Origin of the sequence: Brucella sp., assembly GCF_032066345.1 — a bacterium.
Lineage (GTDB): Bacteria > Pseudomonadota > Alphaproteobacteria > Rhizobiales > Rhizobiaceae > Brucella > Brucella pseudogrignonensis.
The window spans coordinates 16,554-31,446 of sequence record NZ_DAMBKZ010000003.1; the positions used below are offsets into that span (position 1 = coordinate 16,554).

The following is a 14,893-nucleotide window of genomic DNA, read 5'->3' on the forward strand; positions in this document are numbered from 1 at the left end:
CTCCTTCAGATAAGATTACGGATATGGCGATCACGGCCATAGGCTGCGACAAGGAGCAGGATGAGGACACCGAGTGACGACTGTACCATGGCATCCGAAAACCCCATGCCGATGAGAAACGTGCGAAGTTCCATCAGCATGATCGCGCCAGCCACCGTTCCGACAAATCCGCCGCGCCCGCCGATCAGTGCGGTTCCGCCGATAACGACCGCAGAGACCGTTTGGAAAAGATAGGGCGTGCCTACTGTCGCACTTGATGAGCCGGTGAAGCCGAGCAGAAGAATGCCAGCAAGTGCCGCAAACATGGCACTGAGGCCAAAGGTGATTGCCCAGATTGCAATCGGTCTGATCAGTGCCAGTTCGGCGGCTTTGATATTTGAACCCAGCGCATAAAGCTTGCGGCCATAAATCGTACGGCGCAACACAAAGACGGTGCCGAGGGTCAGCAAAATTGTAAACGGGATCAGCCAAGGGAATGGCAAAGGCCCGATGCTGCCACCCAGTGACACGAAATCATTGATGAAAGCGGGCGCTGAACCTGTCGGCAAGCCGCGTGTCCAGATTTGTACGCCCGCTTGAACCATCGTTCCGACACCAAGCGTGACGATGAGTGGGTGAATGGAAAGCGCTGCCGATAATGCGCCGGAAAACGCACCGATCAGCCCCGCCGATGCCAGCACGATAATACCGGCTAAAAGCGGTGACATTCCATCGCCATAGAGGCTGGCGAAGACAACATTGGCAAAGCCGATCACAAACGGAATGGAAAGGTCGATGCCACCAAGGATCATCACCAGCGTCTGACCGAGTGCTGCAATAGCAAGCAGTGCAGCCAGAACCAGCATGGCGCGAATGGAGAAAAGGCTGGCAAAGCCCGGAATAAGGGCTGCTCCCAAGAGGAACACCAACAGGACCCCGATGAAGGCGACCAGCGCGCGATTTGTAGCCAGTGCCTTAATCATGACTGTGCCACCTTGCGTCGGAAATAGAGTTTTAGTTTTTCGGAGTTGAGACAAACGGCCAGAACAAGGACTGCGCCATAGACTGCCTGAAGCACGAAGGTTGAGACGTTGAAGGCCGTCAACATGCTTTGCAGGAGGAAAATACATGCTGCACCCAGAAATGCTGCTGTTAATCCGCCAACGCCGCCGGCGAGGCTGACGCCGCCAAGGGCGACTGCAGCAATAGCAATCAGCGTATAGCCGGGACCGATGATCGGATCACCTGAGCCAATGAGAGCTGTGAGCGACAATGCTGCGAGTCCTGCGAATAATCCGGCCAGCACATAAGCGATGAAGCGCACGAGCGGAACATTGACACCAGCGGTGTAGGCGGCTCGATCCTCGCTGCCGACGGCCATAAGCGTCTCATAGAAAGGCAGGCGTTTGATACCGATCCATATCAGAACCGCAGCGCCTACCGGCAGAATGGACCATGGACCCGCCAAAGATGACAGCCATGCAGGTACCGAACCTGATGGGGACGGCAGGATGGTTAGCGCCAGCCCGCCAAATATCAAGTAGGTGCCAAGCGTTGCAACAATTGGCTGAATACGGATGATCGCCGCCAGAAGGCCATTTAATGCGCCAGCTAGAATACCGAGTGCAATTGCTGCGGGGACGATGATGTAGGGCGAGGATATGCCGCCTTTTGTGATCAGTATCTGAACGAGAATGACATTGATCAAACCCACGAGCGGACCAACGGAAATGTCAATCGAGCCGCGCCCGGCAAGAAACGGTATGGTAATTGCGAGCGAAGTCAGCAGCAGCGGCGCTGCAAGCCCCAACACCGAGCCCCAGTTTGACGGTGCAAAGCGTACCGGGTTAAGCACAATATTGATGACAAGCAGAATGATGAACAGGATTGCGGCGAGCCGTGTTTCCTGACTGCCGCAGAAGATGCGCCGCAAGCCGCTTTTGTTGTCGGTTAAGATCATAGCTCCACCTCATCCTGCCCGAACATGGCTGCAAGGACGCCCGACATCGACATTTCGGATTTGCTGATGGTTTTTGAGTATTCAAAATCGCGGAACACTGAAACGCTGTCGCAGATTTGCAGGATTTCTTCGATTTCGCTCGACAGGATGACGAGCGCGATACCTTCTTCACGGGCGAGTTTACGGAAGGCTTCATAGAATTTCATGCGGGTGTTGAGATCAACGCCGCGTGTCGGATCGTTGAGCAGCATCACACGCGGTTTGAGCGCCAGAAGCCGCGCGAGCAGCACTTTTTGCTGATTGCCGCCGCTGAGTGCCGTGATCGGCGCGTCCATTGCCGGATAGCGGATTGACAGAAATTCGGTATAGCGCTGCAGCTCTTCCTTCTGTTTGCGGCGGTTGAGAATGCCACCCCATGAAAAGCGTGGCATGGAAGGCATACCAAAATTATCGAGTACGGAAAGCACCGGGAAAATACCGGTCGCGCGTCGGTCACGCGGCAAGTAAACCACGCCGCATCTGGCTGCATTGTGATGATTGCTATAGGCACTTTGTTCACCGGACCGGGTGACGATTTCGACCTTTGAATGGCGAGGCTGATTGAAGCCTGCAAGCGCCAGCAGAAACTGCTCCTGGCCATGACCTTCAAGACCTGCAAGTCCGGTGATCTCACCGGCGCGGATTGTGCCGGACAGCGCTTTGCGCCCCGGCGCAAGCACGAGATTTTCATAGGTAAGAATGATCTGATCACTCGTCATGGAGATGAGCCTCCGGCGCCATGAGTTCCAGAAGGATCTGACTATTGATCTGCTGCCTGTCGAGCGTATCGACAACATGGCCGCTGCGCAGCACCGTGACCTCATCGGAAAGGCGTTTCACCTCTTCCAGCCGGTGCGAAATGAAGATCACAATATTCCCGGATGCAGCATAATCTTCGATTGTTTCAAAGACGAGATCACGATCTGCATAGTCGAGCGCTGCTGTTGCTTCATCGAGAAGCAGGATCGAAGGACGGCTGATGAAGGCGCGCGCAATTACAACGAGCTGCTGTGCTGCTAGTGACAGGCTGCCAGCCGCTGCGTACAAGTCGATCGGAAAGCGTGCAATTTTTGACAGAACTGCGTGGGCTGCCTTTTCGCGTACTGATTTGCTGACTTTACGGGTAATGAGCCCGTCAAATCCGAGAAAGATATTCTCGACTACCGAACGATGCGGAGCGATCAAAACTTCCTGAAAAACCGTTGCAAGGCCCAGTGTCTTCATATCTGCAGGCGATCTGGCCGAGATGGTTTTGTCGTTGAGAACGACACGCCCATGCGTGGGTGCGACCACGCCAGACAATATTTTCAGCATCGTGCTCTTGCCCGATCCGTTCTCCCCCAGGATCGTATGAACGCCATGGCTGAAAGTCACATTGGCATTTGTGAGCGCAATTGTTTCGCCATAACGTTTTTCAAGGTTTTCGACCTGTAGTGACATGACTGGAGCGTGCGTGATGTTGGGCAGCCCCGCTTCGGCAAGCAGCCTGTGTATGCTGGATGTGCCCAGCGGGGGATGCTCAGAGTCTGGCATAATGAAATGACTTTCTGCATGCGATAAGCGAAAGTCATTGCCAATGGTTTGGGCCAATTGATCTGGACCAATTGACCTTGGCAATGACGTTATTCAGCGCGTCGTCCTGCAAGCGCTTACTTGGAGCAGGAAGCTGGAACTTTCGCGAAATCATAAAGTGCGGTGGCGCTTCCGTTCGAGAAGTAGCCATTAAGCAGTTCTTCCGGGAATGGATCCTGCGGTGGTATCGGGAAGATGGCCGCGGAATCCGGCTTCATGCAGTCCTTGTACCAATTTGGAAGGTCGGCCTGCGTCACAAGCGGCATCGGAGCGATGATCGTATTGACGAGCGGCTTCTGGCCTTCAAGAACCCGTAATGCGACCCGGAAAGCGTTCTGGGCTGCAACATGCGGTGATACTTCACCGCCATAGAACTTGAACGTGTCCTGATTGGCATTCCAGTAGCCAAGTGCATCGCCTGAAATGGAAGCCGCAATCAGGGGAAGCGGGCGGCCTGCTTGCTGGAAGGCTTCCGCAATAAAGCGTGCTTCGCTGCCCGTCGACCAGACTGCATCAATCTGCTGCGGTGTGGTGGCAAGTGCCTGAAGCACTGCGGATTTCGTTGTCGTGCCGGTCCATTCGCCGCTCACTTTACGGGCAATCTTGAGATTGCCGGACTCTTCAACGGCTTTTTCAAGTCCGGCATTTTCCTGCTGGACAAGCGGATGACCGGAGATGCCCTCAACCTGAAGAACGGTGCCGCCATCTTTGAGAACTTCCGCAATGCCTTTGCCCATCTGGTAGCCCCAGAGGTTCTGGTTGTGCATGACATTGATCGCATTCGGGGTCGTTACGGAACCAGCGGACGTTATAACCGGAATGCCAGCCTTGAAGGCATCGTCAATCACGGCATTGAGTGCGGTGGAAGAACCGGCAATCGTCGTGATGACATTACAGCCCTGCTCGATGAAGGCGCGAATTTGCGAAATCTGCTGTGTGGCATCACCATTGGAGTCTGAAACAACATATTCAGACACATCACCTGCGGCGATAGCACCATCCACAAGGCGCTTGAGTTCGTCATTGAAGGTTACACGCCAAGGATTGCCCATATAGGATTCCGAATGGCACCAGCGCCATGGCTTGGCTGGCGCTTTGAAATCACCATAAGCCGAAGGGCCAACTTCAACCACATCGGTATAAAGTGCCTGAATTTCGGTTGGCAGGGTGCCGAGTAGTGCCGTGCGGTCCTGATTTTGCGCACTCGCGCTCAGCGCAGATGCCGACAAAATGGCGAGTGTGAGTGCCTTCAAACCAAGGCCTGAGCGAATTCTGGTCATGTGTTCTCCTCCAGCGTGAACCTCCCGTTCACTTGTAAAAACTTTATTCACATATGCGTCATCGCGTCAATTGAAAAATGTTAGCGCTAAAACATCTTGCGGCACTATCTCATAAATCATGAGGATATGAATATAAAAATGTTAGCGCTCACTCTAGACAAGGCGAAAATATTGGATAGGTTCTGACGCAAATGGATTTGAGCAGGGAGTGGAGCTGCCATGGGTGTTTTATCAGGATATCGTGTGCTGGATTGTTCAATTGCGATGGCGGGGCCATTTGCGGCGCAGCGGCTGGGCGATCTTGGTGCCGATGTGGTGAAGGTTGAGCCGACGACAGGCGAATGGCAGCGCCATGTGGCGGCGGGCGGTGCCGAAGGCAATCGCGTTAATGTCTCTTTCCTGTCGCTCAACCGTAACAAGCGTTCGCTCGCGGTCGATCTCAAATCACCAGATGGAAAACAGGTGCTTCTTGACCTCGTGAAAACCGCCGACGTGTTTTTGCAAAACTATCGTCCGGGCGTCGCAAAGCGTCTTGGCGTCGATTACGAGTCGCTTTCCAAGATCAATCCAAAGCTGATCTATGTTTCGATCTCTGGCTATGGCGAGGACGGTCCTTATGTCCATCGTCCGGGACAGGATCTCGTTTTGCAAGGGATGTCGGGCGCTATGCTTTCGGCAGGCCGTGAGGGCGAGCCGCCAACCGCCGCCGGGCAATATCTGGTGGATGCCATCACCGCATATACTGCTTTTGAAGGCGCGCTTGCAGCACTTCTCCATCGCGAGCGCACGGGTGAGGGGCAGTTGGTGCAGGTCAATATGCTCGATGCGATCACCACCATTCAGATGCAGGAACTTTCGGTTTTCACCGTCGGTGGCAAGCCGCAAACCCGTTCGGCAGAGCCACATGCCCATGTCTATATCCGGGCGCCTTACGGTGCTTTTGCAACCTCTGACGGCTTTATCATCGTCGCTTTTCCGAAGCTGAAAACGCTGGGTGAAGTGATTGGCGAAGACAGTTTCCTCACCATGAATGATGAGGTTGATACCTGGGCGCGCCGCGATGAAATCTTTGCCAAGACACGCGATAAGCTGAAAACGAAAACCTCTGCCGAATGGCTGGAGCTTCTTCGCGCAGCCGATATCTGGTGCGGCCCTGTCTATGGCTATGCCGACCTCGTGGACGACGAGCAGATCAAGCATAACGGCACCTTTGTCGAGTATGAGCATCCGACAGAGGGCAAGGTAAAAACGCCGGGCTTCCCGATCCGCTTTTCCAAGACGCCATCGACCGTCGACCGTGGCGCGCCAGTAACCGGGCAGGATACGCGGGATGTGCTGGCCGAAGCCGGATATGCGGCAGACAAGATCGAAGCACTTGAGAAATCTGGCGCTATCGTGTCGGGGAACATCTGAAATGCAGGTGATTAAAGCTCTCACCTGGGATCATCCGCGCGGCTATAATGCATTGGCGGCGGCATCAAAATTGCCGGATGTTATTGCTGCCGGTCTGGACATCCATTGGGACAAACAGCCGCTAGAAGGTTTTGAATCCCACCCGATTGCTGATCTCTGCGCCCGCTATGATCTCGTGGTTCTCGATCATCCGCATGTGGGTGAGGCCATATCTGGCGATTGTCTGCTTTCACTTGAAGACGTGTTTGGCGCTGAAACGGTTGCTGAGCTCGCCAAGGCCAGTATCGGTCCGTCATTGACGAGCTATCGCTTTGCGGGCAAGCACTGGGCGTTGCCGCTTGATGCTGCAACGCAGGTTATGGCTCTTCGTCCCGATCTCTCAGATGGTGTGCCGGTCACTTGGGATGAGGTACTTCGTCTATCGCAGCACAGCGGCAAGGTCGCGCTTTCGCTTGCCGGTCCACATGCCTGCCTGTCATTTCTGTCTATCGCGGCAGCTTTTGGCGAGCCACCCGCGGAAAAAGATCCGAACATATTGGTTTCTGAATATGTGGGGCAGCAGGTCTATGACCTGATGGCAGAACTTGTGGCGCGCAGCCCAACGTCTGTTCGGCAAAATAATCCCATCGCTATATTGGGCCACATGGCCGAGCATGACGATGTTGCATTGTGCCCGCTGGTCTATGGTTATGTGAATTATGCAGCGCCGCAAAGTGGAAAGCCTGTCGCGTTTCACAATGCGCCACGCGCAGCCAATAGTGGTCGTCCGGGCTCTACATTGGGCGGCACGGGCATTGGTGTTTCGCGCCGCGCTCAAATCACCTCGGCGCTCAAAACCCATCTCTTGTGGCTGATGAGCCGTGAAGCCCAATCCGGGTTCATTCCCGATCATGAAGGCCAGCCATCGCGCCGCGAAGCCTGGCATGATGAGCGGGTGAACCGGCGATGGGGCAATTTCTATCGTAACACGGCCGACACTCTGGAGCAGGCCTATGTGCGCCCGCGCCATGATGGCTACATCGCCTTTCAGGGCAAGGCTTCGGCGCTTTTGGGGGCGGCCTTTGATGAACGCCGCCCGGCATCTGCAGTGTTGAATGAGCTGCAAATTCTCTACGCCGCTTCGCGCGTGCATGGCGGTGAAAGGTAGTTTTCCATGACTGAAGACATCAAATTCGAGATCGACGGCGCGGTTGCCGTCATCACATTAAACCGTCCGCTGAAACTCAATGCCGTGACGCCGGAAATGGCTGATGCCATCGTTGCAGCTGTGACCGAATGCAACGACAGCGACACGATCCGTTGCGTTATTCTAACGGGCGCTGGAGAACGTGCATTCTGTGCGGGCTCGGATATTCGCGAACTCGATACCTATGAGACACCGTGGCAGTTCCGCAATCGGCCGGATTACTGTGATGCATTCCGCGCGCTTCTCAAGCCGTCGATTGCAGCTGTCAATGGCTATGCCTTTGGTGGTGGGCTCGAAACTGCGATGTCCTGCGATATCCGTATTGCTTCTGATAATGCGCAATTTGCGGCACCCGAGATCAAGCTCGGCTGGATCGGTGGTGGCGGGATGGCGGCCCATCTGGCGCATTCCATAGGCGCATCCAACGCAGCACTGATGATTATGACAGGCGACCCGATTTCAGCCGAGAAGGCAGAGCGCTGGGGGCTGGTGAGTGAAGTCGTGCCGCAGGCCGATCTGCTCACGCGGGCGCGCGAAATTGCGAGTGTGATCGCATCGCGCGCACCGATTGCTGCCGAAACCGCGAAGCTCAACCTCAAAGCTTCTGTCTCGATGCCGCTTGAAAAAGCCATCGAATACGAGCGCGACCTGCAAACGATCTGCTTTGCAACTGCTGATGCGCAGGAGGGGCGAGCGGCGTTCAAGGAGAAAAGAGCGCCGGTTTTCAAGCGGCGCTAACAAAGGCCGGGGGGCTTTATATACGTCAAATCGAGGGAGAGGGATTTTGACAACCGAAACTATGAGCAAGCAGAAGGCGCTTGGCAGTACTATTTTTGCCAGCACCATTGGCACCGTCGTTGAATGGTATGACTTCATTCTTTACGCGACGGCTGCAGCGCTGATCTTCAATCATCTGTTCTTTCCGCAATTCGATCCGACTACCGGTATCATTGCGTCTTTTGCGACCTATACGGTCGGTTTCCTGGTGCGTCCGCTGGGCGGCATCGTCTTTGGCTGGATGGGCGACCGCATCGGGCGCAAGCCTGTGCTGATGCTTACCCTTCTTATGATGGGTATCAGCACAACATTGATCGGTTGTCTGCCGACTTATGACTCAATCGGTATCTGGGCACCGATCCTGTTGCTGGCTCTTCGCGTGGTTCAGGGGCTTGGTGCTGGTGCAGAATATGCGGGCGCTGTGGTCATGGCGGGTGAAATCGCAGGCAATCGCCGCGGCTTCTTTGCAAGTCTTCCCGCTGCAGCTGTTGATGTGGCGACAATTCTTGCAGCAGGCGTGTTTGCGCTTTTCACGCTTCTGCCGGAAGAAGCCTTCATGAGCTGGGGCTGGCGCGTACCGTTCCTGTTAAGCGGTCTGGTGCTGTTTCTTGGCATCTATATTCGCCAAAAAGTGCCAGAATCGCCTGAGTTTTTGCAGGTAAAGGAAGAGCGTCGCGACGCCAAACTACCGGTGCTTGAAGTTCTGCGGGACCACCCAAGAACAATGCTGGCGGCAATGGGTGCAAATTTCGCGCCAAACCTGTCCTATGTGTTTCAGACATTCACATTGGCCTATGCGACGTCGAAGCTCGGCTTCCCGCGTGAAATCATCCTTATTGGCGTGATGCTTTCAAGTGCGTTCGGTGCGGTTATGTGCGTGGTATTTGGCGCTCTGTCTGACCGTGTTGGCCGCGTGTCGATCATGGCCATGGGGTCTGCTGCTGCCGCAATCTACTCGCTGGTCTATTTCCAGCTTCTGGGTGCCGGTACGCCTTGGACTGCAGTGGTGCTGATTATCATCGGGCATGCGATTGGTGCGCGTTCTTCGTTCGGCGTTCAGCCATCGTTTTACTGCGATATTTTCCCAACGGAAGTTCGCTACAGTGCGATTGCCTTTGCGCGAGAAGTGACGGGTGCGCTCTTTGTTGGCCCACTGCCGCTGCTCGCAACAGCTTTGGTAAGCTGGTACGAATCCGCCTGGCCAGTTGCTGTGATTACTGCGCTTTATTGCCTGATCACCACAGTATCCGTGCTCTCTGTAGAGAAAGCGCAAAAGCTTGATGCGGAGGCCAGAGAACGACGCGGTCTGGTCGAACAAAAAGCGTAGCCGCGAATTCGCAACTACGCTTACAGCGGTTCCAGTTATAGCATTTCCAGCAAAAGTGCGAAGCGGTTTTGCGTCGGATAATGCGTAAAAACAAACAGTTACAGCGGTTCTAACGATTCATTCTTAACTGGAACCGCTGTAAGACTAAATCGTTGGAACCGCTTCGCACTTTTGCTGAAAACGCTCTGACCGGATTCCGGTCAGAGTTTTCCAGTCATGGCTGCATTCAGCAAATCAAGTGCGCCCTGTTTTGTGAGCTCGATTGGATTGCCGCCAGCCGTTGGATCGACGATGGCCATTTCGGCGATTAGGTCTTTGCGGGCTGTATCGAGTTCAAGGCCTTTTACGAATTCCGGCAATGTATTCGGTACGCCGAGGTCTTTGCGCAGCTTCAAGATAGCATCAACAAAACCATCGAAACCACCTTCAATACCAAGATAATCCGCAAGGCGTTCTATGCGCTTTTCGATAGCTGCGCGGTTGTGTTTGAGCACATAGGGCATGAAAACGGCATTGGTCATGCCATGATGCGTGTCGTAAAGCGCGCCGATTGGGTGGGAGAGGGAATGGATGGCACCAAGCCCTTTCTGAAATGCCGTTGCTCCCATGGAAGCTGCGGCCATCAGATTGGCGCGCGCTTCAATATCTGCGCCATTGGCATAGGCTTTGGGCAGATTTTCAAACACAAGACGGATGCCTTCAACCGCAATGCCGTCAGCCATCGGATGAAAGCCCGGTGCGCAATAGGCTTCCAGACAATGTGCCAATGCATCCATGCCGGTGCCAACTGTGATAAAGGGCGGCATACCGGTTGAAAGCTCTGGATCAGCAATGACCGTTACAGGCAGCATTTTCGGGTGGAAAATGACTTTTTTGGTATGGGTCGATTCATTGGTCAGCACGCCTGCGCGGCCAACTTCCGAGCCGGTGCCAGCGGTTGTCGGTACGGCGATAATCGGTGCAATCGCATTGCTGTCGGCTCGTGTCCACCAGTCGCCAATGTCTTCAAAATCCCAGACATCGCGGGTCTGGCCTGCCTGAAAAGCGATGAGCTTGCCCAGATCAAGCGCCGAGCCTCCACCAAATGCAATCACGCCGTCATGCTTGCCGTCTTTGAAAACCTGCACACCAGCATAAAGATTGCTTTCAACTGGATTGGGCTTCACATCGGAGAAGACTGCATATTTGACGCCAGCTCCATCAAGAATGGCGAGTGTGGAAGCGACGACAGGGAGTTTTGCGAGACCGGGATCGGTAACGAACAATGGGCGTTCGATACCGGCTGCTTTGAGAACTGCAGGCAGTTCCTTGATGCGACCCGGCCCGAAAAGCACGTTTGTCGGGAAATTCCATTTGGAAGTTAGAGTGGTCATGTCATTCTTTCCGAATAATGCGTCAGACAAATTGTTCAGATTTTTTCACGCAGGTGGAAGGATTTTGGTCGCGTGAGATTGCCGTAACCAATGGGCGAAAGGGCCGCCCCCTTGCCGGTATCTTTCACCCCCGTCCAGACCAGTGCCGGGTCGAGATAATCGCAGCGGTTCATGAAGACCGTGCCGGTTTCGATGCGGTCGCCAAGGCTCGCTGCATGGTCCGTGTCGCTTGTCCATAGCGAAGCGGTGAGGCCGTAAATGCTGTCATTCATCAGCGCGAGCGCTTCTTCATCATTGCGCACTTTCATGATGCCAACAATGGGGCCAAAGCTTTCTTCACGCATGACACTCATCTGGTGGTCGACATGGGTGAGCACTTCCGGCGCAATATAAGGCGAGCCGGCGGTGTCGCTCTCAACCTTCATATTGATGTGCGCTTTAGCGCCCTTGCGCAAGGCTTCGGTCTTCTGCTCGCGGATGAGATCGGCAAATCGTGCCTGCGCCATCGGCCCCAGCGTGGTTGCGCTATCGAGCGGATTGCCGACCACATATTGCTTTGTGAGGTCGATGAAGCCATCGACGAAGCGATCATATACTGCCTCATGAACGTAGATACGTTCGATGCCGCAGCAGCATTGACCGGAATTGAAAAAGGCACCATCGACCAGATTGGCGACGGCATGGTCGAGATTGACGTCGGGTAGCACATAGGCCGGGTCTTTTCCGCCAAGCTCAAGCCCCAGAGACATGAAAGTGCCGGAGGCTGCCTTTTCGATCGCCCGGCCTCCGCCGACGGAGCCGGTAAAATTGACATGGTCGATTGAGCCAGACGCCAGCAGCTTTTCCGTAGACGTATGATCAAGAACGATATTCTGGAACACGCCTTTTGGAATACCAGCCCTCTCGAAGGCTTGCGCGAAGCGTTCGCCGGTCAGCAGTGTTTGTGTGGCGTGCTTAAGAAGAACCGTATTGCCCGCCATCAATGCCGGAATGATCGTGTTGACGGCGGTGAGATAGGGATAGTTCCAAGGCGCGATTACCATGACCACGCCGAGCGGAACATGCTTTACGTAACGGCGAAAGCCATCTTTCTGTGCTGGAACATAAGGCTCCAGCGCTTCTTCTGCGATGTCGATCATATATTGGCCGCGTTCCTGAACGCCGCCATTCTCGCCGCCATAGCGCGTTGGCCGCCCCATTTGCCATGCGATTTCAGGGATGATCTCGTCCTGCATTGCAGCAAGCGCATCAAGTGCCAAACGGCAATAGTGCGCGCGTTCTGCGATGCTTGTAGCTGCCCAGCCGGGTTGCGCCTGGCGTGCCGCCGTGACCGCCGCCTGGATCGCGGTGTCACTGGCATAGGCGCGTTCTGCATAAATCGAGCCATCGATAGGGGAGATAATTCTGGCCGTGCCGCTCATTGGGCAATTCCTCTATGCTTTATATAATTCAATAGCGTTCAAAACCGCGATGCAGTTCCCAGTCTGTGACCCGGCGGTCATATTCAATCTGCTCCCAGTGCGCGGTGTGGACATAGTGATTGACCACTTTTTCACCGAGCGCTTCCTTGAGGAATGCCGAGTTTTTGAGGGCTTCTGCCGCTTCGCGTAGCGTGTATGGAATTTCCTTGAGTTTGACCGCGCTATAGGCGTCCCCCACAAATGGATCTTCCAGCTCCAGATTTTCGTCGATACCCCTAAGCCCTGCTGCAATAAGAGCTGCAAAGGCCAGATAAGGGTTGAGATCGGCTCCACCGATGCGGCATTCGATGCGAATGCCTTTTGTGCCTTCGCCGCAGAGCCGGAAACCTGCCGTGCGGTTGTCCTGGCTCCACATGATTTTTGTGGGCGCGAATGTGCCCGCCTGAAAACGCTTGTAGGAGTTGATATAGGGTGCCAGAAAATAGGTATAATCAACCGCATATTTGAGCTGGCCCGCCACCCATGAGCGCATAAGCGGTGTCATCGTATTGGGTGCTTTGGGATCGTAGAACAGCGGTTCTTTGCCGTCGGCACTCCAGATGGAGTTGTGGATATGGCTCGAGCTTCCCGCCCTGCAATAATCATACTTCGCCATGAAGGTAATGCACTTGCCATGAGCCTCGGCAATTTCCTTCATGGCATTTTTCATGATGACATGGCGGTCGGCCATCTCCAGCGCTTCTGCATAGCGAACATTGAGTTCCTGCTGTCCCGGTCCCCATTCGCCTTTTGAGTTTTCAACAGGGATACCTGCTGCGCCCAGATGATTGCGCATGGCGCGCAGAACCTGCTCTTCCTTGGTGGTCAGATGGATGACATAATCCTGCACATAAGGAGAGGCGGTTTCCATCTCCTGCCAACGTTTTGCGCGTGCGGTTTTATATGTCTCGTCAAAGAGATAGAATTCGAGCTCCGACGCGAAATAGGCGCGATAACCGCGCTCATGCAGACGCGCGAGCTGCTTCTTGAGGATAGCGCGCGGTGAATGCGCAAGGTCTTCGTGGTCGTGATGGTCAAGCACATCGCAGAGAACGATGGCTGTCTTTTCCAGCCATGGTGCCAGACGCAGAGTTGAGAGATCTGGCTTGATGACGAAATCGCCGTAGCCCTTGTCCCAGCTTGCGGCCTCATAGCCGGGCACCGGCTCCATATCGATGTCGTCAGCCAGAAGATAGTTGCACCCATGCGTTTCATCATGGGCGGATTCCACAAAGAATGGTCCGTAGAAGCGTTTGCCAATCAGACGCCCCTGCATGTCCACAAAACATGCAAGCACGGTATCAATCTCGTCATTTGCGACGGCTTTTTTCAGTGTGTCGAAAGTCAACTGTTCGGCCATTTAATGCTTCGCTCCTCACGGGATAAAATCATGGGCGCCGCGCATTGTTGCGCGGCGCCCTAAATTGTTAGCTGTAGCGATAAGGCGCGCCCGCATTGCGCATCGTTTCCTGATATTTCTTCAGGATTGCGACCACTTTGGCATTGCGTTCGCTTTGCTTGGCAACATCGTCCCAGAACTCAAGCGCGGCGTCTTCAATCTGCTTCCATTCGGATTCTGGAATGGTGGTGAGTTCGAGTTTGCCGCCGGTGGTACGATAATGCGCTTCACCCCACCAGTACCAATGCTGGCGATGATAGTGCGAGGAATCCATCGCGAGCCTGAAGAGAGTCTTGAGGTGATCTGGCACCGCCTCCCATTTTTCGGTATTCGCGAAATAGGAGCCAGCCCATGCACCATTGATGTTGTTGGTCAGGTAGTATTTGTTGATGTCTGCCCAGCCGACAGTGTAGGCCTCGGTTGCGCCACACCATGCAACGCCGTCGAGTTCGCCGGTCTGGATGGCGACTTCAATGTCTTCCCAAGGTAACGTCACAGGTACGACACCAAACTTGGTGAGGAAGCGTCCGCCGGTCGGGAAGGTGAAAACGCGCAGTCCCTGAAGGTCGGCAACGCTGCGGATCGGTTTGGTGGTCACGAAGTTACACGGATCCCATGAACCTGCGCTCAGCCAGGTTACGCCCGGAATTTCCTTGTAAGCTTCTTCCCAGATTTCGTTGAGGCCGTGCCAGTTAAACAATGCTGGCACATCGAGGCTGTAGCGCGATGCAAACGGGAAATAAGCCCCGAAAACCGCGACATCGACAGGCGATGCCATGGAGTCATCATCGCTCTGTGCTGCATCAATTGTACCTGACTGGACAGCACGGAAAAGTTCGCCCTGCGGCACAAGCTGATCAGCGGTATAAAGTTCGATCACCATTTCGCCGTTCGCAGCCTTATTAAAGGCGTCGATCGACGGCTTGATAACGTGTTCTGCGAGTGCTGGACCGGCATAGGTCTGCAGTCGCCATTTGATCGGGCTTTGTGCCCGCACATAAGGTGTAGCCAGTGTGGTGGCGCCTAACGCGCCCACGGTTGTCAGCCCCGCTTTTTTGAGAAAGTCACGTTTATTAAGCTTGTTATTCTCGCTCATGCCCATTCTCCCAATTGTTGTTTGATGTTCCC

13 protein-coding genes are annotated in these 14,893 nt (G+C 54.6%); 4 read left to right on the plus strand and 9 right to left on the minus strand.

Features of this window, described 5'->3' with window-relative positions:
* Nucleotides 1-5: 5 nt before the first annotated feature.
* The 5 genes from RT142_RS04745 to RT142_RS04765 form a co-directional block, all read right to left on the minus strand.
* A complete protein-coding gene (locus RT142_RS04745; RefSeq protein WP_313027712.1) occupies nucleotides 6-962 on the minus strand; it encodes an ABC transporter permease in 957 nt (318 codons plus the stop codon).
* Nucleotides 959-1,939, minus strand: a complete 981-nt coding sequence (locus RT142_RS04750; protein WP_113158425.1) for an ABC transporter permease — start codon at nucleotides 1,937-1,939, stop codon at nucleotides 959-961. Before RT142_RS04750 ends, RT142_RS04745 begins: the two co-directional genes overlap by 4 nt.
* Nucleotides 1,936-2,697: an ATP-binding cassette domain-containing protein gene (locus tag RT142_RS04755; protein ID WP_313027715.1), complete on the minus strand. Its 762-nt coding sequence runs from the start codon at nucleotides 2,695-2,697 to the stop codon at nucleotides 1,936-1,938. Before RT142_RS04755 ends, RT142_RS04750 begins: the two co-directional genes overlap by 4 nt.
* Nucleotides 2,687-3,511: an ATP-binding cassette domain-containing protein gene (locus RT142_RS04760; RefSeq protein WP_313027718.1), complete on the minus strand. Its 825-nt coding sequence runs from the start codon at nucleotides 3,509-3,511 to the stop codon at nucleotides 2,687-2,689. Before RT142_RS04760 ends, RT142_RS04755 begins: the two co-directional genes overlap by 11 nt.
* Nucleotides 3,512-3,627: 116 nt before the next feature.
* Complete coding sequence (locus tag RT142_RS04765) at nucleotides 3,628-4,830, minus strand: substrate-binding domain-containing protein (protein WP_313027721.1); 1,203 nt, start codon at nucleotides 4,828-4,830, stop codon at nucleotides 3,628-3,630.
* Between the two features lie 219 nt (nucleotides 4,831-5,049).
* Between RT142_RS04765 and RT142_RS04770 the strand changes: the two genes are divergently transcribed.
* The 4 genes from RT142_RS04770 to RT142_RS04785 are packed head-to-tail and all read left to right on the plus strand — an operon-like array spanning nucleotide 5,050 to nucleotide 9,533.
* A complete protein-coding gene (locus RT142_RS04770) occupies nucleotides 5,050-6,243 on the plus strand; it encodes a CaiB/BaiF CoA transferase family protein (protein WP_064321508.1) in 1,194 nt (397 codons plus the stop codon).
* 1 nt (nucleotide 6,244) lies between these two features.
* Nucleotides 6,245-7,390 carry a carbohydrate ABC transporter substrate-binding protein gene (locus tag RT142_RS04775; RefSeq protein WP_313027724.1) on the plus strand — a complete coding sequence of 382 codons (1,146 nt, stop codon included), beginning with the start codon at nucleotides 6,245-6,247 and terminating at the stop codon, nucleotides 7,388-7,390.
* Between the two features lie 6 nt (nucleotides 7,391-7,396).
* Nucleotides 7,397-8,167 carry an enoyl-CoA hydratase/isomerase family protein gene (locus RT142_RS04780; protein WP_112812956.1) on the plus strand — a complete coding sequence of 257 codons (771 nt, stop codon included), beginning with the start codon at nucleotides 7,397-7,399 and terminating at the stop codon, nucleotides 8,165-8,167.
* Between the two features lie 46 nt (nucleotides 8,168-8,213).
* Nucleotides 8,214-9,533 carry an MFS transporter gene (locus tag RT142_RS04785; RefSeq protein ID WP_162699545.1) on the plus strand — a complete coding sequence of 440 codons (1,320 nt, stop codon included), beginning with the start codon at nucleotides 8,214-8,216 and terminating at the stop codon, nucleotides 9,531-9,533.
* Between the two features lie 200 nt (nucleotides 9,534-9,733).
* Here the strand turns inward: RT142_RS04785 and RT142_RS04790 are convergent, their stop codons facing one another.
* The 4 genes from RT142_RS04790 to RT142_RS04805 all read right to left on the minus strand — a co-directional run bounded on the left by RT142_RS04790 (nucleotide 9,734) and on the right by RT142_RS04805 (nucleotide 14,861).
* A complete protein-coding gene (locus tag RT142_RS04790; protein WP_313027730.1) occupies nucleotides 9,734-10,906 on the minus strand; it encodes an iron-containing alcohol dehydrogenase in 1,173 nt (390 codons plus the stop codon).
* A 35-nt stretch (nucleotides 10,907-10,941) separates the two neighbouring features.
* Complete coding sequence (locus RT142_RS04795; RefSeq protein ID WP_112812953.1) at nucleotides 10,942-12,327, minus strand: aldehyde dehydrogenase family protein; 1,386 nt, start codon at nucleotides 12,325-12,327, stop codon at nucleotides 10,942-10,944.
* Nucleotides 12,328-12,355: 28 nt separating this feature from the next.
* Nucleotides 12,356-13,726, minus strand: a complete 1,371-nt coding sequence (locus RT142_RS04800; protein WP_112812952.1) for a glutamine synthetase family protein — start codon at nucleotides 13,724-13,726, stop codon at nucleotides 12,356-12,358.
* Nucleotides 13,727-13,793: 67 nt separating this feature from the next.
* Entirely contained in the window at nucleotides 13,794-14,861 is a 1,068-nt protein-coding gene (locus RT142_RS04805; RefSeq protein WP_007878379.1) for a TRAP transporter substrate-binding protein, read from the minus strand.
* Between the last annotated feature and the right edge of the window lie 32 nt (nucleotides 14,862-14,893).

Excerpts from the sequence above, each read along its gene's own strand:
- RT142_RS04805 (WP_007878379.1), bottom strand. The coding sequence starts at position 14,861 with ATGAGCGAGAATAACAAGCTTAATAAACGTGACTTTCTCAAAAAAGCG.
- RT142_RS04770 (WP_064321508.1), top strand. The coding sequence starts at position 5,050 with ATGGGTGTTTTATCAGGATATCGTGTGCTGGATTGTTCAATTGCGATG.
- RT142_RS04760 (WP_313027718.1), bottom strand. The coding sequence starts at position 3,511 with ATGCCAGACTCTGAGCATCCCCCGCTGGGCACATCCAGCATACACAGG.
- RT142_RS04765 (WP_313027721.1), bottom strand. The coding sequence starts at position 4,830 with ATGACCAGAATTCGCTCAGGCCTTGGTTTGAAGGCACTCACACTCGCC.
- RT142_RS04750 (WP_113158425.1), bottom strand. The coding sequence starts at position 1,939 with ATGATCTTAACCGACAACAAAAGCGGCTTGCGGCGCATCTTCTGCGGC.
- RT142_RS04795 (WP_112812953.1), bottom strand. The coding sequence starts at position 12,327 with ATGAGCGGCACGGCCAGAATTATCTCCCCTATCGATGGCTCGATTTAT.
- RT142_RS04780 (WP_112812956.1), top strand. The coding sequence starts at position 7,397 with ATGACTGAAGACATCAAATTCGAGATCGACGGCGCGGTTGCCGTCATC.
- RT142_RS04755 (WP_313027715.1), bottom strand. The coding sequence starts at position 2,697 with ATGACGAGTGATCAGATCATTCTTACCTATGAAAATCTCGTGCTTGCG.
- RT142_RS04800 (WP_112812952.1), bottom strand. The coding sequence starts at position 13,726 with ATGGCCGAACAGTTGACTTTCGACACACTGAAAAAAGCCGTCGCAAAT.
- RT142_RS04745 (WP_313027712.1), bottom strand. The coding sequence starts at position 962 with ATGATTAAGGCACTGGCTACAAATCGCGCGCTGGTCGCCTTCATCGGG.
- RT142_RS04775 (WP_313027724.1), top strand. The coding sequence starts at position 6,245 with ATGCAGGTGATTAAAGCTCTCACCTGGGATCATCCGCGCGGCTATAAT.
- RT142_RS04790 (WP_313027730.1), bottom strand. The coding sequence starts at position 10,906 with ATGACCACTCTAACTTCCAAATGGAATTTCCCGACAAACGTGCTTTTC.